Source organism: Planomonospora antibiotica (genome assembly GCF_014647955.1).
GTDB classification, from domain to species: Bacteria; Actinomycetota; Actinomycetes; order Streptosporangiales; family Streptosporangiaceae; genus Planomonospora; species Planomonospora parontospora.
Genome location: NZ_BMQE01000044.1, coordinates 19,599 through 42,200 on the forward strand (window position 1 = coordinate 19,599; position 22,602 = coordinate 42,200).

General features: G+C 75.9%; 5 protein-coding genes. 3 read left to right on the forward strand and 2 right to left on the reverse strand.

Annotated features, from left to right (window positions below):
* Positions 1–23: 23 nt before the first annotated feature.
* Both IEZ06_RS28615 and IEZ06_RS28620 read right to left on the reverse strand, forming a co-directional pair.
* Positions 24–3,158: a non-ribosomal peptide synthetase gene (locus tag IEZ06_RS28615; RefSeq protein ID WP_189239789.1), complete on the reverse strand. Its 3,135-nt coding sequence runs from the start codon at positions 3,156–3,158 to the stop codon at positions 24–26.
* The gene (locus IEZ06_RS28620) at positions 3,155–9,814 is read right to left on the reverse strand and encodes a non-ribosomal peptide synthetase (protein ID WP_229798824.1); all 6,660 of its coding nucleotides are present in this window, start codon (positions 9,812–9,814) and stop codon (positions 3,155–3,157) included. Before IEZ06_RS28620 ends, IEZ06_RS28615 begins: the two co-directional genes overlap by 4 nt.
* A gap of 258 nt (positions 9,815–10,072) precedes the next feature.
* On the opposite strand from IEZ06_RS28620, the gene IEZ06_RS28625 reads away from it, so the two are divergent.
* The 3 genes from IEZ06_RS28625 to IEZ06_RS28635 are packed head-to-tail and all read left to right on the forward strand — an operon-like array spanning position 10,073 to position 22,425.
* A complete protein-coding gene (locus tag IEZ06_RS28625; protein ID WP_189239791.1) occupies positions 10,073–11,422 on the forward strand; it encodes a thioesterase II family protein in 1,350 nt (449 codons plus the stop codon).
* 15 nt (positions 11,423–11,437) lie between these two features.
* Entirely contained in the window at positions 11,438–16,876 is a 5,439-nt protein-coding gene (locus tag IEZ06_RS28630) for a non-ribosomal peptide synthetase (protein ID WP_189239792.1), read from the forward strand.
* A complete protein-coding gene (locus IEZ06_RS28635; protein WP_189239793.1) occupies positions 16,873–22,425 on the forward strand; it encodes a type I polyketide synthase in 5,553 nt (1,850 codons plus the stop codon). Before IEZ06_RS28630 ends, IEZ06_RS28635 begins: the two co-directional genes overlap by 4 nt.
* The last annotated feature ends 177 nt before the right edge of the window (positions 22,426–22,602 follow it).

Sequence of the window (22,602 nt, forward strand, 5' to 3'; positions counted from 1 at the left end):
CGTCCGTCGATCAGCCCCTCGGCTCAGGCGCGTCCGTCGATCAGCGACTCGGCCTCCTCCTCGGACAACCGGTCGATCTCGGCGGCCAGGCGCTCCTCGACGACGGCCGCGAGGCGGCGGATCGTGCGGGTGGTGAACACGACGTTCAGCGGCAGGTCGATGCCGACCTCGGAGCAGATCCGGGCGACGACCCGGGTGCCGAGCAGCGAGTGGCCGCCGACGTCGAAGAAGTCGTCGTCGATCCCCAGGTTCGCCCGGCCCAGGACCTCGCACCAGATCTCGTGCACCAGCTCCTCGCCCGCCGTGGACGGCCCCGCCGCCGGGGGCGGGCCGCCGTCCGCGTGCGGAGCCGGCAGGGCGGCCCGGTCCAGCTTCCCGTTGGGCAGCCGGGGGAAGTCGCCGACCCGCACGTACAGGCTGGGCAGCATCGTCGCGGGCAGGTGGTTCTGCAGGAACGCCCGCAGCTCCCCGGCGGGGACCTCCGTGTCGACGTAGGCGACCAGCGCCCGGCCTCCGGGGGCGTCGTCCCGCACCGCCGCGACCGCCCTGCGCACCCCGGGATGGGCCGACAGCGCCGCCTCCACCTCGCCGAGCTCGATCCGCACGCCCCGCACCTTGACCTGGTCGTCGACGCGTCCCAGGAACTCGATCGTGCCGTCGGGCGCCCGCCGTACGAGGTCACCGGTCCGGTACAGGCGGGTGCCGTGCCCGAAGGGGTCGGCGACGAAGCGCTCGGCGGTGAGGCCGGGGCGGCCGTGGTAGCCGCGGGCCAGGCCGTCGCCGCCCAGGTACAGCTCGCCCGCCACCCCCGGCGGGACCGGCTCCATCGCCCCGTCGAGCACGTGGGCGACGGTGTTGGCCACGGGCAGGCCGATGGGCACGGTCCCGGCCCCCCGGGACGTGCGGTGGACCGTCGACCAGATCGTCGTCTCCGTCGGCCCGTAGAGGTTCCACAGCTCCCCGGCGACCTCGTGGATCCGGCCGGCCAGGCGGGCGGAGAGCGGCTCGCCGCCGCTGAACACCCGGGGCAGCCCGGCGGGCAGGTGCCGGAGGACCTCCTCCAGGACCGAGGGCGGCGCCTGCACCGTGGTCACCCCGGCCTCCGCGACCAGCGGGCCGAGGCCGTTGGTTCCGTACGGCGGGGCGATCACCACGGTCCCGCCCGCCAGCAGCGGCCCGAAGATCTCCAGCGCGGCGATGTCGAACGACAGGGAGGTCAGCAGCAGCATCCGCTCCGCCGGGGTGAAGCCCAGGCCGGTGACCAGGTTCACCACGCCCCGGTGCGGGACCATCACCCCCTTGGGGGTGCCCGTCGACCCGGAGGTGTAGATGACGTAGGCGAGCGCGTCGGGGGAGGGCTTCTCCGGGGGCAGCGGGGGGAGAGGCCCGGACAGGAGCGCGTCCAGCAGGATCGCCGGCGGGTGGTCGCTGGGCAGGCGCTCCACCAGGGCCGAACGGGTCAGCAGCAGCCCGGCGCCCGAATCGGCCAGCATGAACCGGAGCCGGTCGGCCGGGTAGTCCGGGTCCAGCGGCACGTAGCAGCCGCCGGCCTTCAGCACCGCCAGCAGCGCCACGACCAGCTCGGCGTCCCGCGGCAGGCACACCGCCACCGGCGCCTGCGCGCGGACCCCGCGCCGGCGCAGCCGCCTGGCCAGGTCGTCGGCCCGTTCCTCCAGCTCGGCGTAGGTCAGCGTCACCGTGCCGCCCGAGCCCCCCGGGCCGCCCGACACGATCGCCGGGGCGTCCGGTGCCCGCGCCGCCTGCTCGGCCACCAGCTCGTGCAGGCAGCGGCCGGGGTACGGCGAGGCGGGGCCGTGCCAGGCGGTCAGCAGCTCCTCGCGCTCCCCGGCGTCCAGGAGGGGGAGCCGGGAGACCGGCCGCCCCGGGTCGCCGACGGCCGCCTCCAGCAGGACCAGGAAGGCCGAGAGCAGGCGGCGGACGGTGCCCTCCTCGAACAGCTCGGTGCTGTACTCGATCCAGCCGCCCAACCGGCCCTGCGGGCTCTGCACCTCCAGGGTGAGGTCGGTCTTGGCCGTCCCGGTGGAGAGCTGCTGACCGTGGGCGTCGATCGGGAGCTGGTTGAAGCCGATCTGGTAGAGCGGGGTCCGGCCGGGATCGCGGGGCGGCCGGAGGGCCTCCACCAGCTTGGCGAACGGCACGTCCTGGTGGTCGAGGGCCTCCATGACCGTGGCGCGGACCCGTTCCAGCGCCTCGCCGAACGCCGGGTCGCCGCCCAGGTCGATCCGGAGCGGCAGCGTGTTGACGAACATGCCGATCAGCGGGTTCAGCTCCGGCGTCTCGCGGCCGGCCACCGGGGAGCCCACGACGACGTCCGTCCGGCCCGTCCAGCGGGCCAGCAGCGCGGCGAACGCGGTGAGCAGGACCATGAACGGCGTGGTGGAGGTCCGCCTGGCCAGCTCGGCCACCCGCTCGGACGTGCCGTCCGGGACGGAGAACCCGACCGCGGCCCCGGCGTAGCCGAACTCCTCCGGGCGGGGCCGGTCGGGCGGCAGCTCCAGCGGGACGCTCCCGGCCAGCTTCCTGCGCCAGTAGTCCAGGTCGGCCTCGAGCGCGCCGCCGGCCAGCCGGTCGCGCTGCCAGACGGCGTAGTCGGCGTACTGGATCGCCAGTTCCGGCAGGCGCGGCGGGCGCTCCTCGCGCAGCGCCGCGCAGAGCTCGCCGAGCTCCTCCGCGAAGAGCTGCGCGGACCAGGCGTCGTAGACCGTGTGGTGGGCGACGAAGAGCAGCCGCCACTCGTCCCGGCCCGTCCCGTCCGGTCCCAGGCGGACCAGCCGGGCCCGCCAGAGGGGAGCGCGGTCGAGCGGGAACGGCGCCGACGACTCCTCGGCGGCGATCCGCTCGAACTCCGCCCGGGGATCGTCCGCGTCCGACACGTCGCTCCTGGACAGGACCACCGGGACGCCGGCGGAGACGATCTGCACGACCTGGCCGTCCCGGAGGGCGAACGAGGTGCGCAGCGGCTCGTGCCGGCGTACCAGCAGGCCGAGCGCGCGTTCCAGCAGCTCAGGGTCCACCGGCCGCATCCAGGGCAGGACGGAGCACGTGGCGATGTTGTACACCGCCAGCCCCGGCTGCAGTTCGCTCAGGAACCAGATCCGCTCCTGGGCGAACGAGGCGGGAAAGACATCGCCGGTCAACGGCCCTCCTTCGACGGGTCCTTCAGGCAGTCGCGGATCTCGCCGGTGATGGGGGCCAGGGCGTCGGTCTCGCCGATGGTGGCCAGCCAGCACCACTGGTCCAGCGCGTGGTAGAGGCGGTAGAGGGCGACGCGGCCGGCCCAGTCGGCGGGCAGCGCGCCGTACCCGGCCAGCAGTTCCCGGCGGCGCACGGGATCTCCCCGGACCGCGAAGTAGTCGGTTTTCGCCAGATCCATGAGCGGGTCGCCGCCGAGGGCGTTCTCCATGTCGATGACGCCGGTCAGGTGCCACGACCCGTCGCGTTCGGCGACCATCACGTTCCGCTCGTGGAAGTCGTGGTGGCACAGGACGGGCGTGCGGCAGCGCGCCAGCAGGTGCCGCCGGGCCGCGACGTACCCGGCGATCTCGGCGTGCAGCGCCGGATCGCCGCCGAACTCGGCGAACTGGGCCGTCCGCAGGTCGAGCTGCCCGCCCAGGTAGGCCTCGTTGGTCGGCTCGCGGACCCCGTCGACCGGCCCGAACTCCTCCAGCTCCACCCCGTGCAGGGCGCGCAGCGCGGTCCCCATCTCCCGGTACAGGGCCGCGATCACCGGCTCGGGCAGGGCCCCGGACACCTCCGACAGGGGCCTTCCCTCGACCTTGGTCATGACCAGGTAGGCGTGGGGGAGGTCGCGCCTGGACTCGTCCTGCCTCACGACGGCGGGCGCCGGGACGCCGCTGCCGCGCAGCAGGTCGTAGACGAGCAGCTCCTTGCGGAGCCTGGCGGTGAACAGGTCGGGGTAGAGCTTCACGATCAGGTCCGGGTGCGGCAGGCTCCGGTCGGCGCAGCGGACCTCGTAGACCGCGCTGATCTCCCCGCCGGTGCGCAGCACGACCCGCTCCACCTCGGTGCCCAGCAGGGCGGACGCCTTCTCCGGCGACAGCGGCATGGTGAGCGCCTTGGCGAACGCGGGCGCGCTCCAGGCCAGGCTGACCCGGTTGCCCGCCCGCTCGCGCAGGGCCTGGGCCCCCACCAGGTCGTCGGGCACGGCCTCGGGCACCTCGTCGTCGAACCGGGCCAGTACGGGGATCCGCATCGAGACGAGCACGTGTACGGCGATGCCGAGGCCGAGCACGATGTACATGAAGGCGATGCCCCGCCCCCCGCCCACGCCGATCACGGCGCCCACGGTGGGGGCCAGGGCGCCCCCGGGGGCCAGCAGCGGCTCCAGCAGGCGCTCGCCGAGCGGTGCGACCACGGCCATGCCGAGCGGCAGCGTCGACCACGAGATCATCTGGTTGACCGCCATGACGCGGCCGTGGAAGCGCTGCGGCACCTTCACGTGCACGATCGTCATGAAGACGCCGTTGACGATCGAGAGGCTGCCCCACAGGCCGAAGGCGCCGACGCCCACCACCAGGGGGGAGGCGTGCAGGCCGGTCACGATCGCGAAGAGGCTCAGCAGCAGCGTGGCCAGGAGCACCCCGCGCATCCGGCGCCGGCGCGGGCCGCCCCACAGCGCGATCACCAGGCCGCCCAGGGCGGCGCCGACGCCGCCCGCGAAGGAGATCTGCCCGGCGGTGGCGAGCGGGGCGAAGGACAGCACCAGCGGCGAGATCGACAGCAGCAGCGCCGCCAGCATCACGTTCAGGACCGCGAAGTAGAGCAGTGCCGCCCGCAGGTGGCGGTTGCCGAACGACATCCGGAAACCGTTGGCGATCTCCGCCGTCAGCGTCTCCCGGCGCACGTGGGCCATGGTGGCGGGGAAGCGGACGAGCGCCAGCACTCCCAGCAGCACCGCGAAGCTGGCCACGTCGACGGCGAGGATGCCGCTCAGCCCGATGGAGGACAGCAGCGCCACGGCCACCAGCGGCGCGACGAACTGGGAGGTGCCCATCACCATCTGCACGATGCCGGCCGCGTGGCCCAGATACTGCTTGGGCACCAGCTGGGGGAGGGCGGTGGTGAAGGCCAGCCGCTGGAAGATCAGGGCGACCGACAGGCAGGCGGCCAGCGGGTAGAGGTGCCAGATCTCCAGGCCGCCCGTCCACAGCAGCGCGCCCAGGACGAGCTGGGTCCCGCCGGCCAGGCAGGCGCCCGTGACCATCATCCGGCGTTTGCCCGCCCGGTCCACCAGCGCGCCGATCAGCGGCGCCGCCACCACGCCCGGCATGATCGACAGCGCGGTGAACAGCGCGAAGTCCACCAGCGACCCGGTCGTCAGATAGATCCAGACGGGGATCGCGAAGTCGGTGATCGCGGTGCCCGTCATCGAGACCAGCTGGGCCAGGGCCACGATCATGAAGCGCCGCATGCTGGGTTCGGGCGCGGCCCGCCCGCCCGCGCGCACCGGGGCCGGGCGGGGCGGCACGCCCGGCCGCGGCGCGGGCGGGAGGGCGCCCGGGGTCTGCGGGGCGGCGTCGGGGGTCTTCGGCGGGAGGGCGGAGGTCTCCTCGATCCACCAGCCCGCGGCCGGGCCGCGTGAGGTGCGGTCGAGGGTGTGCGCGGCGCCGTAGCCCATCGCGATGTGGGTGTTGGTCAGGATCTCCGCCAGGTCCTCGGCCCGGTACTTCAGGAAGTAGTGCCCGGCCTCGTCGAGGATGACCAGAGCCGTCACCGGGCTGAGGAAGTGCCACTCGCGGTAGCGCTCGCGGTAGTAGTCCGTCGCGGGGTCCTGCTCGCCGACCACCGAGACGACGGGCGCGCGGAGCGGGGCGACCTCCTCGGCCAGCAGCCGGGTGAAGCTCTCCTCCGCGATCAGGGTGTCCCGCCGCTGGTTGCGGACCATGAACCTGATCTGCTCCTCGTCGAGCCCGGAGACGTCGTTGCCCATCGACTTCATCCGGTTCTCGTAGGCCCGGTCGCCGCGCAGCCGGTCGAGGCGGGTCAGCCGGCCCAGGGGTCCCGCGATGCGGCCGGTGGGCCGGGCGAACGGGAAGATCGCGCCGATGTAGACCGCCTCCAGGTCCCGGCCGCGCGCCTCCAGCCGCCGGGCCACCTCCACGGCGAGCGCGCCGCCGATGCCGCAGTGGCCGTAGATCGCCAGCGGGCCCTCGATGCCCTCCAGGATCTCCGTGACGCACCGGTCGGCGATCTCGTCCAGGGGCTTGGTCTCCTCGTCGGGCAGGCCGGGGTCGTGCCCGGGGAAGGCCATGGCGTACAGCGCGCACTCCTCGGGCAGCGCGTCCGCCAGCGGCTGGAAGACCATCGCCTGCCCGCCGCCGTACGGGATGCAGACGTAGGTGATGCTCCGCCGGGGACCCGGCCGGGTCAGCTCGTACAGCAGGGACCGGGGTCCCCGCGGGACGTCCGTCCGCTCCACGAGCTCGGCCAGGGCGCGCACCGTCGGGTGCTTGAACAGGTCCATGACCCCGACCGCGCGTCCCCCCTCCAGGCCGGGGAGCACCTTCCGCAGGCGCGCGACCGCCTGGACGGCCACCAGGGAGTGGCCGCCCAGCTCGAAGAAGTCGTCGTCGACGCCGACGGTCTCCACGCCGAGCAGTTCGCGCCAGAGCCCGGCGATGGCCTGCTCGGCGGGGGTACGGGGCCCGGCCCCCCGGCCGCCCGCCTCGCCGTGCCGCTGCGGGGCCGGCAGCGCAGCCCGGTCCAGCTTGCCGTTGGGACTCAGCGGCAGCGCGTCCAGCACCACGATCGCGGAGGGCACCATGGCGTCGGGCAGGACGGCCTTGAGCGCCGCGCGCAGGCCGGCCGGGTCGAGCGCCGCGCCGGTCACCGCGCCGGTCACCGGGCCGGAGGCGGCCGTCTGCGGGCCGGGCGCCTCCGGGGCCGCCGCGCCGGGCCCCGCCTCGGGCCCCGCCTCGGGCCGCGCCTCGGGTCGCGTCCCGGGCACGACGTAGGCGGCCAGCCGCCGGTCGCCGGGCGCGCCGTCCTCCCGGACGGTCACCACCGCCTCGCCCACGCCCGGCTGCTCGCGCAGGACCGACTCGATCTCGCCCAGCTCGATGCGCTGGCCCCGGATCTTGACCTGGGTGTCGATCCGGCCGAGGAAGACGATCGCCCCGTCGCGGCGGAGCCGTACGAGGTCTCCCGTCTTGTAGAGGCGCGCGCCCGGCGGCCCGAACGGGTCGGGCACGAACCGCTCGGCGGTCAGGCCGGGGCGGGCGTGGTAGCCGGCGGCGAGCTGGACGCCGCCGATGTGCAGCTCGCCGGGGACCCCGAAGGGCACGGGCCGCAGATGCCGGTCGAGGACGTACAGCTCGGTGTTCTGCACCGGATGCCCGATGGGCACCGTGGCGTCCCCCGGCGCGCACCGCCACCGGGTGACGTCCACGGCCGCCTCGGTCGGACCGTACAGGTTGTACAGCTCCGCGCCCGGCAGCCGGGCGAAGAACCGCTCGGCCACCTGCGGGGCCAGTTCCTCGCCGCTGCACACGACCCGCCGCAGCGAGGTGCAGCGCTCGATCCCCTCCTCGGACAGGAACGCCGCCAGCATCGACGGCACGAAGTGCATCGTCGTGACGCCCCGCTCGACGATCAGGTCGCGCAGGTAGGCGGCGTCCCGGTGCCCGCCGGGGCGGGCGAGCAGGAGCCTGGCGCCGGTGGTCAGGGGCCAGAAGAACTCCCACACCGACACGTCGAAACCGGCCGGGGTCTTCTGCAGGACGACGTCCCCGACGTCCCCGGCGTCCCCGACGTCCCCCGCGGACAGGCGGTGGGCCCGCTGCATCCAGTCGAGCCGGTTGACGATCGCCGCGTGGGTGTTGGGCACGCCCTTGGGGCGGCCCGTCGACCCCGAGGTGTAGATCATGTAGGCGACGTCGGAGGAGCTCGCGGAGGGCGGCGGCTCATCCGCCGGCCCGTCCGCCGCCCCGTCCCACGCCTCCTCCAGCGGCACGGTGACGGCGCCGGTCGGCGGCAGGCGGTCGGCGACGGCCCGCTGCAGGAGCAGGGCCGTCACCTCGGCGTCGGCGAGCATGAAGGCGAGCCGGTCGGCCGGGTAGTCCGGGTCCAGCGGGACGTAGGCCCCGCCCGCCTTCAGCACGCCCAGCAGGCCGACCACCAGCTCGGGCGAGCGCTCGGCGCAGATCGCGACCCGCGCGCCGGGACCGACCCCCAGCCCGCGCAGCCGGCGCGCCAGCCGGTCGCTCCGCGCGTCGAGCTCGGCGTAGGTCAGCCGCACGTCCTCGAACTCCACGGCCACGGCCTGCGGGGTCCGCGCCGCCTGCGCCTGGAACAGGGCGCCGAGGGTGGCCTCGCGGTCGTAGGGCTCGCGCGGGCCGGCGGCGTGGGAGAGGATCCGCGATCTCTCTCCGGGAGTGATGATCTCCAGCTCCGAGACGCGGGTGTCCGGCTCCGCCACCGCCGCGCGCAGCAGCGTCTCCAGGTGCGAGGCCAGGCTCGCGACCGTCTCGGCGCCGAACAGGTCGCGGTTGTAGACGAACATCCCGTGGAGCCCGTCCGGCTCCTCCTCCAGGAAGAGCTCGAGGTCGAAGCGGGCGGCCCGGGCCTCCATGCCGAACGGCTCGGCGGTCAGGCCGGGCCAGCCGCCCCGGCGGTCGTCCCGGTAGCTCTGCAGGGTGAGGACGGCCTGGAAGACCGGCGGCCTGGAGACGTCCCGGACGACTCCGAGCTCCCCGACGAGCCGCTCGAAGGGCAGTTCCTGGTGGGCGTAGGCCTCGGTGGCGCTCCGCCTGACCCGGGCGAGCAGTTCCCGGAAGGTCGGGTCGCCGCCCAGCTCGGCGCGCATCGCCAGCATGTTGACGAACAGCCCGATCAGGCCTTCGAGTTCGCGGCGCGGCCGGCCGCCCACCGGGGAGCCGACCGCGAAGTCCTCCTGTCCGGAATGGCGCCCGAGCAGCACCTGGTAGGCCGCCAGCAGCGCCATGTAGAGGGTCGCGCCGCCCTCTCCGGCGAGCCGGGCCACCGCGTCCGCCAGCTCGCGGTCCAGGAGGAAGCCGTGCGAGGCGCCGGTGAAGGTCTGCTCGGCGGCGCGCCTGCCGTCGGCGGGCAGCTCCAGCGGCGGGACCCCGGCGAGCCGCTCCCGCCAGTAGTCGAGATCGGCCTCGGCGACCGGGCGCTCGCGCTGCCACAGGGCGTAGTCGCCGTACTGGACCTGCAGGTCGGGCAGGTCGGCGCCGCCGTACAGGGTGCGCAGCTCCTCGGTGAGGATCTCGGTGGACCAGCCGTCGGCCGCGATGTGGTGGACCGTGACCAGCAGCGCGTGGTCGTCCTCCGTCAGCCGGACCAGGAGCGAGCGGATCAGGGGGCCCTCGGCCAGGTCGAAGGGCCGGGCCGTCTCGGCGCTGAAGAGGTCCGCGGCGGACGCCTCGTCGGCGGTGGCGCGGCGCAGCTCGACGTCGGCGGCCTCCCCGACGACGACGTACGGGCGGCCGTCCTCGTCGGCGGGGAAGCGCATCCGCAGGCTCTCGTGCCGCGCCACGACGGCGCGCAGGGCGAGCTCCAGCCGGTCGGGGTCGAGGGGGCCGCGCAGCCGCAGGGAGATCGGGATCGTGTAGGCGGCGCTCCCCGGGGCGAACTGCTCCATGAACCAGAGCCGCTCCTGCCCGAACGAGAGCGGGACCGGCCGGTCCGGAGGTCGCGGGGGGACGGCGGCGGCCCGCACGGGGGTGCGGCGGCGCAGACGCTGTTCGAGGAGGGTCCGCTTGGTGTCGGAGAGCCGGAGACCGCTCGGGGAAAGGTCGGGCGTGGATGTCACACCTGGCTCACTTTCGGGTGGGCGGCGCGTTACATCGGATGAAGGACATTCATGCATATCCGCCCGTCCCGAGTCGAGATGAAAAGTAGGTCATAAATGACTCTTCTGTGAATAGACATGTCCGAAACACTGGTTATCGGACATCATTAAGGACAGTTGACGCCGGGTTGTGCATGTGGATATAAGGTGATTTGTCGTGCGCATTAAATCCTTCTGAACCGTCGGGGCGATGCGGCCCCGCGGAGGAGCACCTGGCACATGGCGATCGAGCCCCTCTCGATTACGCGACCCTTCCCCCCTGCGACCCCCCACCCGGACCCCCCTGCCGAACAACACACCCCCGCGCTGCTCTGCCTCCCCTACGCGGGAGGGGCGGCCGGTGCCTATCGCGGCCTGAAAGGCGCCTGCGGCGCGGTCGAGGTCGTCGCCGTCCAGCTTCCCGGCCGGGAGAACCGGATCGCCGAGCCGCCCGAGTTCTCCGTGCCGCGGCTCACCGACGAGATCGCCCCGCACACGGCACGGCCGTACGCCCTCTACGGGCACAGCATGGGCGCCCGGATCGCCTTCGAGGTGGCACGCGAGCTGCGCCGCCGGGGACTGCCCCCGCCGCTGAGGCTCTACGCGGGGGCCGCGCACCCCCCGGACCGGAGGGTGCCGCTGGCCGCGACCGCGGATCTGCCCGACGAGGCGTTCATCGACCAGCTCGTACGGCGCGCCGGCGCCCCCGAGGAGCTCAGGGACGTGCCCGAGCTGCAGGAGCTGCTCCTGCCCGTGCTGCGGGCGGACTTCACCTGGATCAAGCGGTACCGCTACGCGCCCGAGCCGCCGCTGGACGTCCCCGTGGTGGCGTTCGCGGGTCTCGACGACGGGGAGGTGCCGCCGGGCGACATGCTCGGCTGGGCGCGCCACACCCGCGCCGGATTCGGCCTGCGGACCCTGCGCGGCGGCCACTTCTTCGTCAGGGACGGCGCCGCGGAGCTGGCCCGGCTGATCGCGGAGGACCTCGCGGGCCCCGGCCCCGGCAGGGGCGCGGGCCCGCCGTCGGTGCAGGACGACGAGATCCACGTCCGCGTGTTCCCCGCCGGGGAGCCGTCGGGCACCCCCGGCGCGGGCGGGGGCGGACTCTCCCGCGCCGTGGACCGGGCGGACGGCCTGGCGGTCGAGGCGACGGTCCGCGGCGCCGCCGTCGGCGCCGCCGTGGGACTGCTGGAGCCGTACGGCGCCGCCCTCGCCGCCGCCCATGATGCGTTTCCCGGCGCCGTCCACGGTGCATTTCCCGGCGCTGTCCACGGTGCGTTTCCCGGTGCCGGTCCCGGTGGCGAGCTCGGGCCGGGGGAGCGGGAGCAGCTGGCGGACGCGGCCGAGGAGGACCGGCCCTGGCTGGAGCTCCGCGCCAGGACGGCCAGGCGGGCGCTGTCCCGTGCGGGCGCGCACGCCCAGGCCGCGGCGGGATTCCCCGACCTGGCCGCCCCGGGGCCGTGGCCCGCGGGCGGCGACTGGCAGGTGACCTTCCTGGCCCTGCACACGCCGCTGGGCGAGGCGGTGGCGGCGGTCGCGGCGCCCCGCGGCCGGACCCGGCTGAGCGCCGACCTGTGGACCGATCGATGACGGAGCGGTGAGCCGATGATCCCGGCGCAGTCCCTGCACGATCTCGTCGTGGGGCAGGCCGCCCGCACGCCGGGCGCGACGGCGGTCCGGCAGTGGGACCGGACGCTGACCTACGGTGAGCTGGTCGACGCCGCGGGCGCGCTGGCCGGCCGGCTGCGCGCGGCGGGCGTCCGGCCGGAGACCCGGGTCGGCGTCTGCGGCCGCCGCACGCCCGACCTGCTGGTCTCGGTCCTGGGGATCATGATGGCGGGCGGGGCCTACGTGCCGCTGGACCCCTCGCATCCGCCCGCCAGGCTGCGCACGATCATCGAGGACGCCGGCATCGGCACGGTCGTCGCCGACGACACCGGACGCGGGCTGCTCGCCGGGGCCCCGGTACGGCTGACGGGACCGCGCGCCGAAACGGCCGCGGGGGAGCCGCACGGACGGCCCGGGGACGGCGGCGCCGGGCAGGAGTCCTCGGCCGATCCGGCCGGGACGCCCGTGCCGCCGCGCCCGGCCCGTCCCGATCACGCGGCCTACGTCCTGTACACCTCCGGATCCACCGGGCGGCCCAAGGGCGTCGTGGTCGGCCACGCCGCCGCCGTCTCCTTCGTCACCATGGCCGGCGAGCTGTTCGGCCTCGACTCCGGCTGCCGCAGCATCGGCTTCGCCGCGCTCGGCTTCGACGTGTCGGTCCTCGACGTGTTCGCCCCGCTGGCCAGGGGCGGTTCGGTGATGTTCGTCCCCGACGGGGACCGGACCGATCCGGCGCGGCTGCAGCGCTTCCTGGAACACCACGAGGTCACCTGGGGGACCCTCCCGCCCGCGCTGCTCCCGCTGCTCGACCCGGACCGGCTGCCCCTGCTGCGCGACCTGCTCACCGCCGGGGAGCCGGCCGGTCCCGAGCAGGTGGCCCGCTGGTCGCGCCCGGGAGTCCGGCGCTTCCACAACTGGTACGGCCCCACCGAGACCACGGTCTGCGTGGTCGGCGGCGAGCTGACCGGCAGCTGGGACCGGCCGCTGCCGATCGGCCGTGCGCTGCCCGGGTGCACCGCCCGGATCCTCGACGACCGGCTCGCCCCCTGCCCGCCGGGCACCCCGGGCGAGCTGTGCATCGCAGGCCCGCAGCTCGCCCGGGGCTACTTCGGCCGGCCCGCCCTGACGGCCGAACGCTTCGTCGCCGACCCCTACGGCCCGCCCGGCTCCCGCCTCTACCGCACGGGCGACCGGGTCGTGCTGGAGGCCGACGGCCGGATCGGCTTCCTCGGACGGCTGGACCGCCAGGTCAAGGTGCAGGGCCAGCGGGTGGAGATCGGGGAGATCGAGTCGGTGCTCCGCGCCCACCCGGACGTCGGCCACGCGGTGGTCGACCTGGACTCCGGGCCCGGCGGGCTGGCCGAGCTCACCGCCTACCTGGCCCCCGAGTCCGCCCCCGGCCCGGACGGGGTCCGCGACCACTGCCTGGCCAGGCTCCCGGTCTACATGGTCCCCACCCGGGTCGTCCGCCTGCCGTCGCTGCCGCTGACCGTGGCGGGCAAGGTGGATCTCGCCCGCCTGCGCTCCCGGGCTGAGGACCTCCGCGGACAGGTCCGGGCTGAGGACCCCCGTCCTCGTGCCCGCGGTGAGGGCCCCCGCGGGCGCGAGGACGGCCTGCCCGCCGGGACGGGCCCGGCGGCGCCGCGGGAGGTCCCCTCCGAGGGGAGGCGGGTTCCCCGGGACGCGGTGGAGCGGGCCGTCGCCGCCGTCTGGTCGAGGACGTTCGAGGTGCCCGAGCCTGGCCTCGACGACGACTTCTTCGCCTCGGGCGGCCACTCCCTGCTCGCCATGCACCTGGTGGCCGGGCTCCGGGCCGAGCTGCGCAGGGAGATCGCCGTCGAGGACGTCCTGGCCGGCCGCACGGTGGAGGGCCTCGCCCTGCGGGCGGGGCAGGCCCCGCCGATCGAGGACCCGCCCGTCGCCGCCGCCGCCCCCGCGCTCACCGCCGCGCAGCGGCGGATGTGGTTCGTGGAGCGCCTGGCCCCCGGCACGCCGGTGCACAACATCGCCATGGCCCAGCGGCTGACCGGCCCGCTCGACACCGGAGCCCTGCGCGCGGCGCTGTCGGCGGTCTCCGCCAGGCACGAGGTGCTCCGCTGGCGGATCGAGGAGTCCGGGGGCGTGCCGCGCGTGGTCGTCGACCCGGCGGGGGAGGTCGCGCTCCCGGTCGACGCCGGAACGGCGGAGCCGCTCCCGGGGCCCTCCCCGGACGGGACCGGCCGGGCACCGGAGGGGGACGGCGCCGCGCCGGAGGCCCCGGCCGGGGCACGGGCGGACGGCGACCTCCCGGAAGGGGTCCGGGCATGGCTGGAGGAGGAGGCCCGCACGCCCTTCGACCTCGCGGCGGGGCCGCTGTGGCGGGCGCGGCTGCTCCGGCTGGCGCCCGGCGACCACGTGCTGGCCGTCACGGCGCACCACATCGTGTTCGACGGCTGGTCGCAGGACGTCCTCTACGACGACATCGCGCGCGCCTACCGGGGCGACCCCCCGGCGCCGCTCCCCGCCTCCTTCGCCGGGTACGCGGCCTGGCTCGCCGCGCGCGAGGACACCGCGGCCCTGGAGCGGCGGGTGGAGCAGCTCGGCGGGGCGCCCGCCGTACTGGACCTGCCGCGCGACCTGCCGCGCCCCGCCGTGCAGACCTTCGAGGGAGCCGCCGCCCGGGCCGAGGCGGACGCGGAGACCGGCGCCGGGGTCCGCGCGCTCGCCGCCCGGCTGGGCGCGACGCCGTACGCCGTGATGCTCTCCGCGTTCGCCCAGGTCATGAGGAGGCTCACCGGGCAGCCCGAGATGATCGTCGGGACACCGGTGGCCGACCGCCGCGACCCGGCGTTCGAGCCGCTGGTCGGCTGCCTCGTGCAGGTCGTCCCGGTACGGCTGGCCGTGACGGACGAGGCGGGGTTCGCCGGCCACGTCGCCGCGTGCCAGCAGGAGCTGTCCCGCGCCTTCGCCCACCTCGACGTCCGGCTGGAACGCCTCGTGGAGAGACTGGGCGCAGGCCGCGACCTGTCGCGCAACCCGCTGATCCAGGTCCTGTTCAACATGTACGACTTCACCGAGCCCCGCCTGGACCTGCCGGGGGTGGATTCCCGCCCGCTCCCGCCCGGGCTGCCCGGCTCCCTGTTCGACCTGACCCTCTACGTCGGCGAGCGCGGCGGCCGCTACGTCTTCCAGGCGGTGTACAACCCCCGGCTGTTCCACGCCGGGCGGATCGAGGCGCTGCTGGCCGGTTACGTCCACCTGCTCGGCGAGCTGGTCGCCGCCCCGGAGGCGCCCGTGCGGCTCACGTCCATGCGCCCGCCGGGCGCCCCGCTACCCGGTGCCGCGGCCGCCGTATCCACGGGAGCCTCGCCCGGCCCGCCTGCCGTATCCGCGGGAGCCCGGCCCGCCTCGGTCGCCGTGTCCGCCGGGCCCCCGTCCGCCGCGCCCGCCGTGTCCGCCGGAGCGCCGCCCGGCCCGGCCGCCGCCGGCCTGGTGGAACGCGTCCTGGCCAGGGCGGCCGAGCACCCCGGCAGGATCGCGGTCACCGGCGCCGGGGGCGAGCTGACCTACGGTGAGCTGGCCGCCCTGGTGAGGCGGACCGCCGCCGCGACCGCCGCCGCAGCCGGCCCCGGACAGGCCGTCGCGGTCCTGGCCGCCCGCCGGGTCGAGCTGCCCGCCCTGCTGCTCGGGGTGCTGGCCGCCGGAGCCCGCTGGGCCGTGCTCGACCCGGCGCTCCCGCCCGCCCGGCTGGCCGCCCAAACGGCCGCCGTGGACGCACGCGCGCTGCTGTGCTGCCCCGGCACGGTCCCGCCGCCCGGACTGGCCGGCCTTCCACCGGTGCGGCTTCTTCCCCCAGGAGGAGGCCGCACGGAGGCGCTCCCCGAAGAGTCCTGCACGGAGGCGCTCCCTGGAGAGGCCGGTGCGGAGACCCTCTCAGGAGGGGGCCGCGACCAGGAGGCGGGACCGGGATCCGGGCCGGTCGCGCCGGCCGGGGAACGCGGTTACCTCTCCTTCACCTCCGGCAGCACGGGCGACCCCAAACCCGTGCGGGCGGCGGAAGGGCCGCTCGCGCGATTCCTCGACTGGTACCCCGGAACGTACGGCCTGACCGGGCGGGACCGGTTCGCCCTGCTCGCCGGGCTCGCGCACGACCCCCTGCTCCGCGACGCCTTCACCCCCCTCGTCCTGGGCGGCGCGCTGCACGTGCCCGACCAGGACGACCTCCGCGACCCCGCCCGCCTGGCCGCCTGGCTGCGGGACCGCGCCGTCACCGTCGCCCACCTCACCCCGCAGCTGGCCGTGCTCGTGGCCGCCGCCGGGGTGCCGCTGCCGGACCTGCGGCTGGTCCTGCTCGGCGGGGACCGGCTCACCTGGGCGCAGGCCGCCCGCTTCCGGGAGGTCGCGCCCGGCGCGCGCCTGGTGAACGCCTACGGCACCACCGAGACGCCCCAGGTCCAGGCGGCCTTCGAGATCACCGGCGGGGACCGCGGCGGCCGAGGGGAGCGGGCGGACCCCGGCGGCCGGGACGACCGCGGCGACGCCGTCCCGGTCGGGCACGGGGTCGCCGGCGCGGAACTGCTCGTGCTCGGCGGGAACGGGCTGCCGGCCGCGGTGGGGGAACTGGGCGAGGTGGTGATCCGCAGCCCGCGGCTGGCCGAGGGCTACCTCGACGAGCGGCTCACCGAGGAGCGCTTCACCGTCGAGGCGGACGGCGGGACGGGCCGGTACCGGACGGGCGACCTGGGCCGCTACGACCCCGCCGGACGGGTCGTGCTCGCCGGGCGGGCCGACGGCCAGGTGAAGATCCGCGGTTACCGGGTCGAGCTCGGCGAGATCGAGGGCGTGCTCATGGAGCATCCGGACGTCCGGGCCGCGGCGGCGGCGGTCGCCGACCGGCCGGGCGGGCCGGTGCTGCGCGCCTACGCCGTCCCCGCCAGGGCGGGGGTCCGCGCGGCAGGCCTCCGGCGGCACCTGGGCGACCGGCTGCCCGCCCACGCCGTCCCCGCCGAGGTGGTGCTGCTGCCCGCGCTGCCCCTCACCCCGAACGGGAAGGTCGACCGGGCCGCGCTGCCCGAACCCGCGCCCCGCCCGGCCGGCACGCGCGCCGACGAGCCGTCCGGCGCGACGGAGCGGCTCGTCGCCGGGGTGTGGCGGGAGGTCCTCGGCCTGCCGAGGATCTCCGCCGGAGAGAACTTCTTCGAGATCGGCGGGCACTCGCTCGCCACCGCCGAGGTCCAGGCCCGGCTCGCCGCGCTGCTCGGCCGTGCCGTCCCCATCGTGGACCTCTTCCGCTTCCCCACGGTCCGCTCCCTCGCCGCCCACCTCGACGGCGCCGGGCGCACCCCGGGTCCGGAGCGCGCCTCCCGGCGGATCGCCGCCAGGCAGGTCCGGACCCCGTCCCGCAGGGCACCATCCCACCGGCCCCACCCGGCCGGAAGACAGGAGAATGAGGAATGACCGAGGAATACGCGGTCGAGCCGATCGCGGTGGTCGGGCTCGCGTGCCGGATGCCGGGGGCTCCGGACGTCCCGTCGTTCTGGCGCAACCTCGTCGACGGAGTGGAGTCGGTCAGGTTCTACACCCGGGAGGAGCAGGCCGCGCTCGGCGTGCCCGACTACCTGCTCGACGACCCCAACTTCGTGCGCGCGGCGTCCATCGCCGACGACTACGGCGCCCTGGACGCCGCCTTCTTCGGCATGTCCCCCCGGGAGGCGCAGCTGCGCGACCCGCAGCAGCGGATGTTCCTGGAGCTGTCGCACAGCGCGCTGGAGGACGCCGGCTACGACCCCGCGCGCTACCCGGGGGAGGTCGGCGTCTACGGGGCGATCGGCTCCGACGAGTACCAGTGGATGTTCATCCGCAGGGACCGCAGGACGCACGCCTCCGTCGGCAACCTCGCCATCTACACCGGCAACCACCCGGACTACCTGTCGACGCTGGTGTCCTACAAGCTCGACCTGCGCGGCCCCAGCCTCACCCTGCACACCGCCTGCTCCTCCTCGCTGGTCGCCATCCACACGGCCTGCGAGGCGCTGCGGTCCGGCGAGTGCGACATGGCGCTCAGCGGCGGCGTGTCGATCGAGATGCCGCCCGAATGGGGCTACCAGTACCACCAGGACGGCATCTACGCCCCGGACGGGCACTGCAGGGCGTTCGACGCCTCCGCCGCGGGCACCATCTGGGGCGGCGGCGGCGGCATCGCCGTGCTCAAGCGGCTGTCGGACGCCCTCGCCGACGGCGACCACGTCCGGGCGATCGTGATCGGCAACGCCATCAACAACGACGGCGCGACCAAGGTGGGCTTCTCGGCGCCGAGCGTCGAGGGGCAGGCCGTCGCGGTCTCCCAGGCCCTCGACCTGGCCGGCGTCGACCCGCGCACCGTCACCTACGTGGAGGCGCACGGCACCGGCACCTCCCTGGGCGACCCGATCGAGGTGGCGGCGCTGTCGAGCGTGTTCGGCAGGGACACCGCCGAGACCGGCTGGTGCGGGATCGGCTCGGTCAAGACCAACATCGGGCACCTCGGCCCCGCCGCGGGCATCGCCGGGTTCATCAAGACGGTCCTGTCGATCGAGCACGGCATGATCCCGCCGAGCCTCAACTACACCAGCCCCAACCCCCGCATCGGCTTCGGCGAGAACCCCTTCCGCGTCGTGTCCGCCCTCACCAAGTGGGAGACCGGCGACCTGCCGCGCAGGGCGGGGGTCAGCTCCTTCGGCATCGGCGGCACCAACGCGCACGCCGTACTCGAACAGGCCCCGGTGATCCCGCCCGCCCCCCGCGAGGACCGCCCGGTCCACCTCCTGCGGCTGTCGGCCCGCACCCCGGCCGCGCTGGACGCCATGGCGGGCAGGCTCGCCGACCGGCTGACCGGCGCGGCCGACCTCGACCTGGCGGACGTGGCCTTCACGCTGCGCACCGGGCGCAAGGAGATGAAGCACCGGGCGGTCGTCGTCGCCACCGACACCGAGGACGCGGCCCGCGCGCTCACCGACCCCCGCCGCCTGGTCAGGGGCGCGGCGGGCGCGGCGCCGCGGGTGGCCTGGCTCTTCTCCGGCCAGGGCGCGCAGTACGCCGGGATGGGGTCCGGCCTCTACCGGACCGAGGAGGTCTTCCGCCAGACCGTGGACGAGTGCGCCGAGATCCTGCGCGCCGAGCTCGGCCTCGACCTGCGGGACCTGCTCTTCCCCGGCGACGGAGAGCGGGAGGCCGCCGACGAGCGGCTCCGGCAGACCGCGCTCACCCAGCCCGCGCTGTTCACCGTCGAGTACGCGCTGGCCCGCCTCTGGCGCTCCTGGGGCGTCGAACCGGCCGCGATGATCGGCCACAGCATCGGCGAGTACGTCGCGGCGACCGTGGCCGGGGTCTTCGACCTGCCCGGCGCGCTGCACGTGGTCGCCGCCCGGGGCAGGCTCATGCAGAGCATGCCGCCGGGCTCGATGCTCGCGCTCCGCCTGGACGAGGCGGAGGTCCGCCAGAGCCTGCCCGACGGGCTGTCGATCGCGACCGTCAACGGGCCGGGCACCTGCGTCGTGGCCGGGCCCACCGCCCTGGTCGAGGAGTACGGCGCGCGGCTGGCCGAGCAGGGGGTGGGGCGCACGGTGCTGCGCACCTCGCACGCCTTCCACTCGGCCATGATGGACCCCGTCCTCGCGGAGTTCCACGAGGTCGTCGCCTCGACCCCGCGCAACGCCCCCGCCCTGCCCTTCCTGTCGAACGTCACCGGGACGTGGACCACCGCCGAGGACGCGGCCGACCCCGCCTACTGGACCCGCCACCTGCGGGAGGCGGTCAGGTTCGGCGACTGCGTGGCGACCCTCCTGGCGGAGGGGGAGTGGCGGCTCGTCGAGTGCGGCCCCGGCCGCCAGCTGGCCGGCCTGGCCAGGACCCAGCTGCCCTCCGGCGCCCCGGCGCCGCTGGCGAGCCTGCCCGGCCCCGCGGACCCCAAGCCGGACGCGGAGGTGCTCCACGCCGCGGCCGGCGCCCTGTGGGCCTCGGGGGTCGCGATCGACCCGGACGCCGCGGGCGCACCCGGGCGCCGCGTCCCGCTGCCGGGCTACCCCTTCGAACGCTCCCACCACTGGGTGCCGATCCTGCCCGACCCGCAGCTGATCTACCCGGTCCCGCCGCGCACCGGCGCGCTCCCCGTCGAGGAGTGGTTCAGCCTCCCCGCCTGGCGGCAGGAGCCCGTCCCCGTCTCCGGCGCGCCGGCGCCGGAGCGCTGCCTCGTCTTCGCCGGCCCGTCCGCCGCCCCGCTGACGGCGGCGCTGCGCGCGGCCGGGACGCAGGTGCTGACCGTCACCGCCGGAGAGCGGTACGGCCGCACGGCCGACGGCGGGATCACGGTCCGGCCCGGCGCCCGGGAGGACTACGAGGCCCTGATCGCCGAGGCCGGGGTGCCGGAGCGGATCGTCCACGCCTGGGCGCTGGACGGTTCGCCCGCCCGCGACGCGGCCGGCACGCTGGCCGCCCAGGACCTCGGCTTCTTCAGCCTGCTCACCCTCGTCCAGGCGCTGGCGGCGGCCGAGCGGGAGTCCGGCGTGCACCTGGACGTGCTGACCGCGGGCACGCAGGGCGTGCTCGGCCCCGACCTGCGCCGCCCCGAGCACGCGACGGTGGCCGGGATCGCCAAGGTCGTCCCCCTGGAGGCGTCCTGGCTGTCGGTCCGCCACATCGACCTGGAGGCCCCGGCCGAGGCCCCCGGGCAGGCCGCGGGGGAGCCCGCCGGAGCCGGGGCGGCGCCGTACGGCTTCGGCCCCGTGCTGGCCGAGCTCGCCCGGGACCCGCGGCTCGACGCGCCGGAGGAGGGGACGCCGCCCTCCCCGGTGGTGCTGCGGTCCGGGAGGCGCTGGGTGCGGGGGTACGAGCCCGTCCCGGTGGCCGCCCCGGCCCCCCGCGCCGGCGCGCCGGAGGGGCTGCGCGAGGGCGGCGTCTACCTCGTCACCGGCGGCCTCGGCGGGATCGGCCTCACCCTGGCCGAGGACCTGGCCCGGCGGGTGCGGGCCCGGCTGGTCCTGCTCGGCCGCTCGGGGCTGCCCCCGCGGCGGGAGTGGGAGGCGCTCGCCGGCGGGACGGACCGGACCGCCCGGGCCGTCGCGGCGGTCCGCCGGATGGAGGAGGCGGGCGCCGAGGTGCTCGTGCTGGCCGCGGACGTGACCGATCCGGCGAGCGTGCGGCGCGCCCGCGACGAGGCGCTCGCGCGGTTCGGCCGGATCGACGGGATCGTGCACGCCGCCGGACTGCCCGGCGGCGGCATGGCCGAGGTCAAGGAACGCGCGGAGGCCGAACGGGTGATGGCCCCCAAGCTGGCCGGCACCATCGCGCTCCGCGAGGCGTTCGGCGACCTGGAGCCGGACTTCGTGCTGCTGTGCTCCTCGGTGACCGCGGTGGCCGGAGGGTTCGGCCAGGTCGACTACTGCGCCGCCAACAACTTCCTCGACGCCTACGCGCAGACCTGGCCCGGACGGGTGATCTCGGTCAACTGGGGCGCCTGGCTGGAGGTCGGCATGGCCGCCGAGGTCGCCGCGCCGGTGGCCTTCCGGGCGCTGCAGCGCGGCGACCGGGTCAGCCCGCTGGACCACCCCGTGCTCACCCACCGGCACGACTCCGCCGACCGGCTGCCCTGGGCCTCCGGGACGGTCTCCCCGGACACCCACTGGCTGCTGGCCGAGCACCGCGTCGCCGGAGAGCCGGTGCTGCCCGGCACCGGCTACCTGGAGACGGTCCGCCACGCCTTCGAGGCGACCGTGCCCGCTCCGGGGCCCGGCCACGCCGTCGAGCTGCGCGACGTCGCCTTCGTGGCGCCGCTGGCGGTCGCCGAGGGCGCCTCGGCCGAGCTGCGGGTGCTGTTCTCGCCCGGCGGGGACGGGGTGGACTTCGAGGTGGTGAGCGTCGTCGGCGGGACGACCAGGCAGCACGCCAGGGGCGGTGCGGCGTGGGTGCCCGCGGACGCGCAGGCCGCGGACCTGGCCGAGCTGCGGGACCGGTGCTCGTACGGCTCCCGCGGTGAGGCGGCGGACATGTTCGCCTCCGCGTCCGGCCTGGTCGCCTTCGGACCCCGCTGGCGGAGCCTGCGCGCGGTGCACCTGGGGCAGGAGGAGGAGCTCGCCCGGCTGGAGGCGGCGCCCGAGGTCGCCGCGGAGCTCGGCCGCTTCGGGCTCCACCCGGCCCTGCTCGACGAGGCGACCGCGTTCGTCAGCGCCGCGGGCGAGCACAGCTACCTGCCGCTGGGCTACGGCAGGATCACCGTGCACGCACCGCTGCAGGACCGGATCTGGAGCCACGCCAGGCACCGGGACACCGGGGGAGGGGAGATCGTCTCCGTCGATCTGACGCTCTACGGGGACGACGGCCGCGCCCTGGTCGACATCTCCGACTTCGTGCTCCGCCGGGTCGACACCGGCGCCGTCGCCGCCACCGTCGGGGAGGGCGCCCGGCAGACGGCGGAGCAGCCCGTCGTGGCCGAGGAGTCCGCGGCGGCCGGGGCGGGCGTGGACCTGGAAGGGGCCCAGCGCGGCATCTCGCCCGCGGACGGCGCGGACGCGTTCCGCCGGCTGCTCGCCGCGGGCCTGGGGACCCAGACGGTCGTCAACGCGACCGCGCTGGCGGAGTTCGTGGCGGGCGTGCGCGAGCTCACCCAGGAGACCGTGGCCGAGGAGCTGGACCTGGCGGCGGACGGCGGTGGGGGGAGCGCGGACGGCTACGTCGCGCCCCGCAACGAGACCGAGAGCATGCTGGCAGGGCTCTGGGGCGAGGTGCTCGGCGCAAGACGGGTCGGCGTGGAGGACGACTTCTTCGAGCTCGGCGGCAACTCGCTCGTGGCGGTCCAGCTCATCGCGCTGCTGCGCAAGAAGGCAGGGGTGAAGCTCCCCATGCGGACCCTGTTCCAGGTTCCCACGGTGACGGGGATGGCGGCGCTCGTCGAGGAGATGCGGGCGAAGGGCGCCGCGAAGGAGGCGGTCCCGGCCGCCATCGTCCGCCAGCCCCGGACCGCCACGCCGGGCTGATCCGCAAGGGGCGGCCCGCCGGAGCGACCGGCTCGGCGGGCCGGCCCCTCCCCCGGTCCCACGGCGCAGGGCGTTCCGCGGGGCCGGGAGCCGCCGCTCCATCCTTCTCAGGCCGGCGCGGCGGGAGCTGCCTGCGAGGGTCCGGGGAGACGACCTCCCGGAACCCGCAGGCACCTG

Bases quoted from the DNA above. Each gene is read 5' to 3' on its own strand.
- IEZ06_RS28625 (WP_189239791.1), top strand. From the start codon at position 10,073: ATGGCGATCGAGCCCCTCTCGATTACGCGACCCTTCCCCCCTGCGACC.
- IEZ06_RS28630 (WP_189239792.1), top strand. From the start codon at position 11,438: ATGATCCCGGCGCAGTCCCTGCACGATCTCGTCGTGGGGCAGGCCGCC.
- IEZ06_RS28635 (WP_189239793.1), top strand. From the start codon at position 16,873: ATGACCGAGGAATACGCGGTCGAGCCGATCGCGGTGGTCGGGCTCGCG.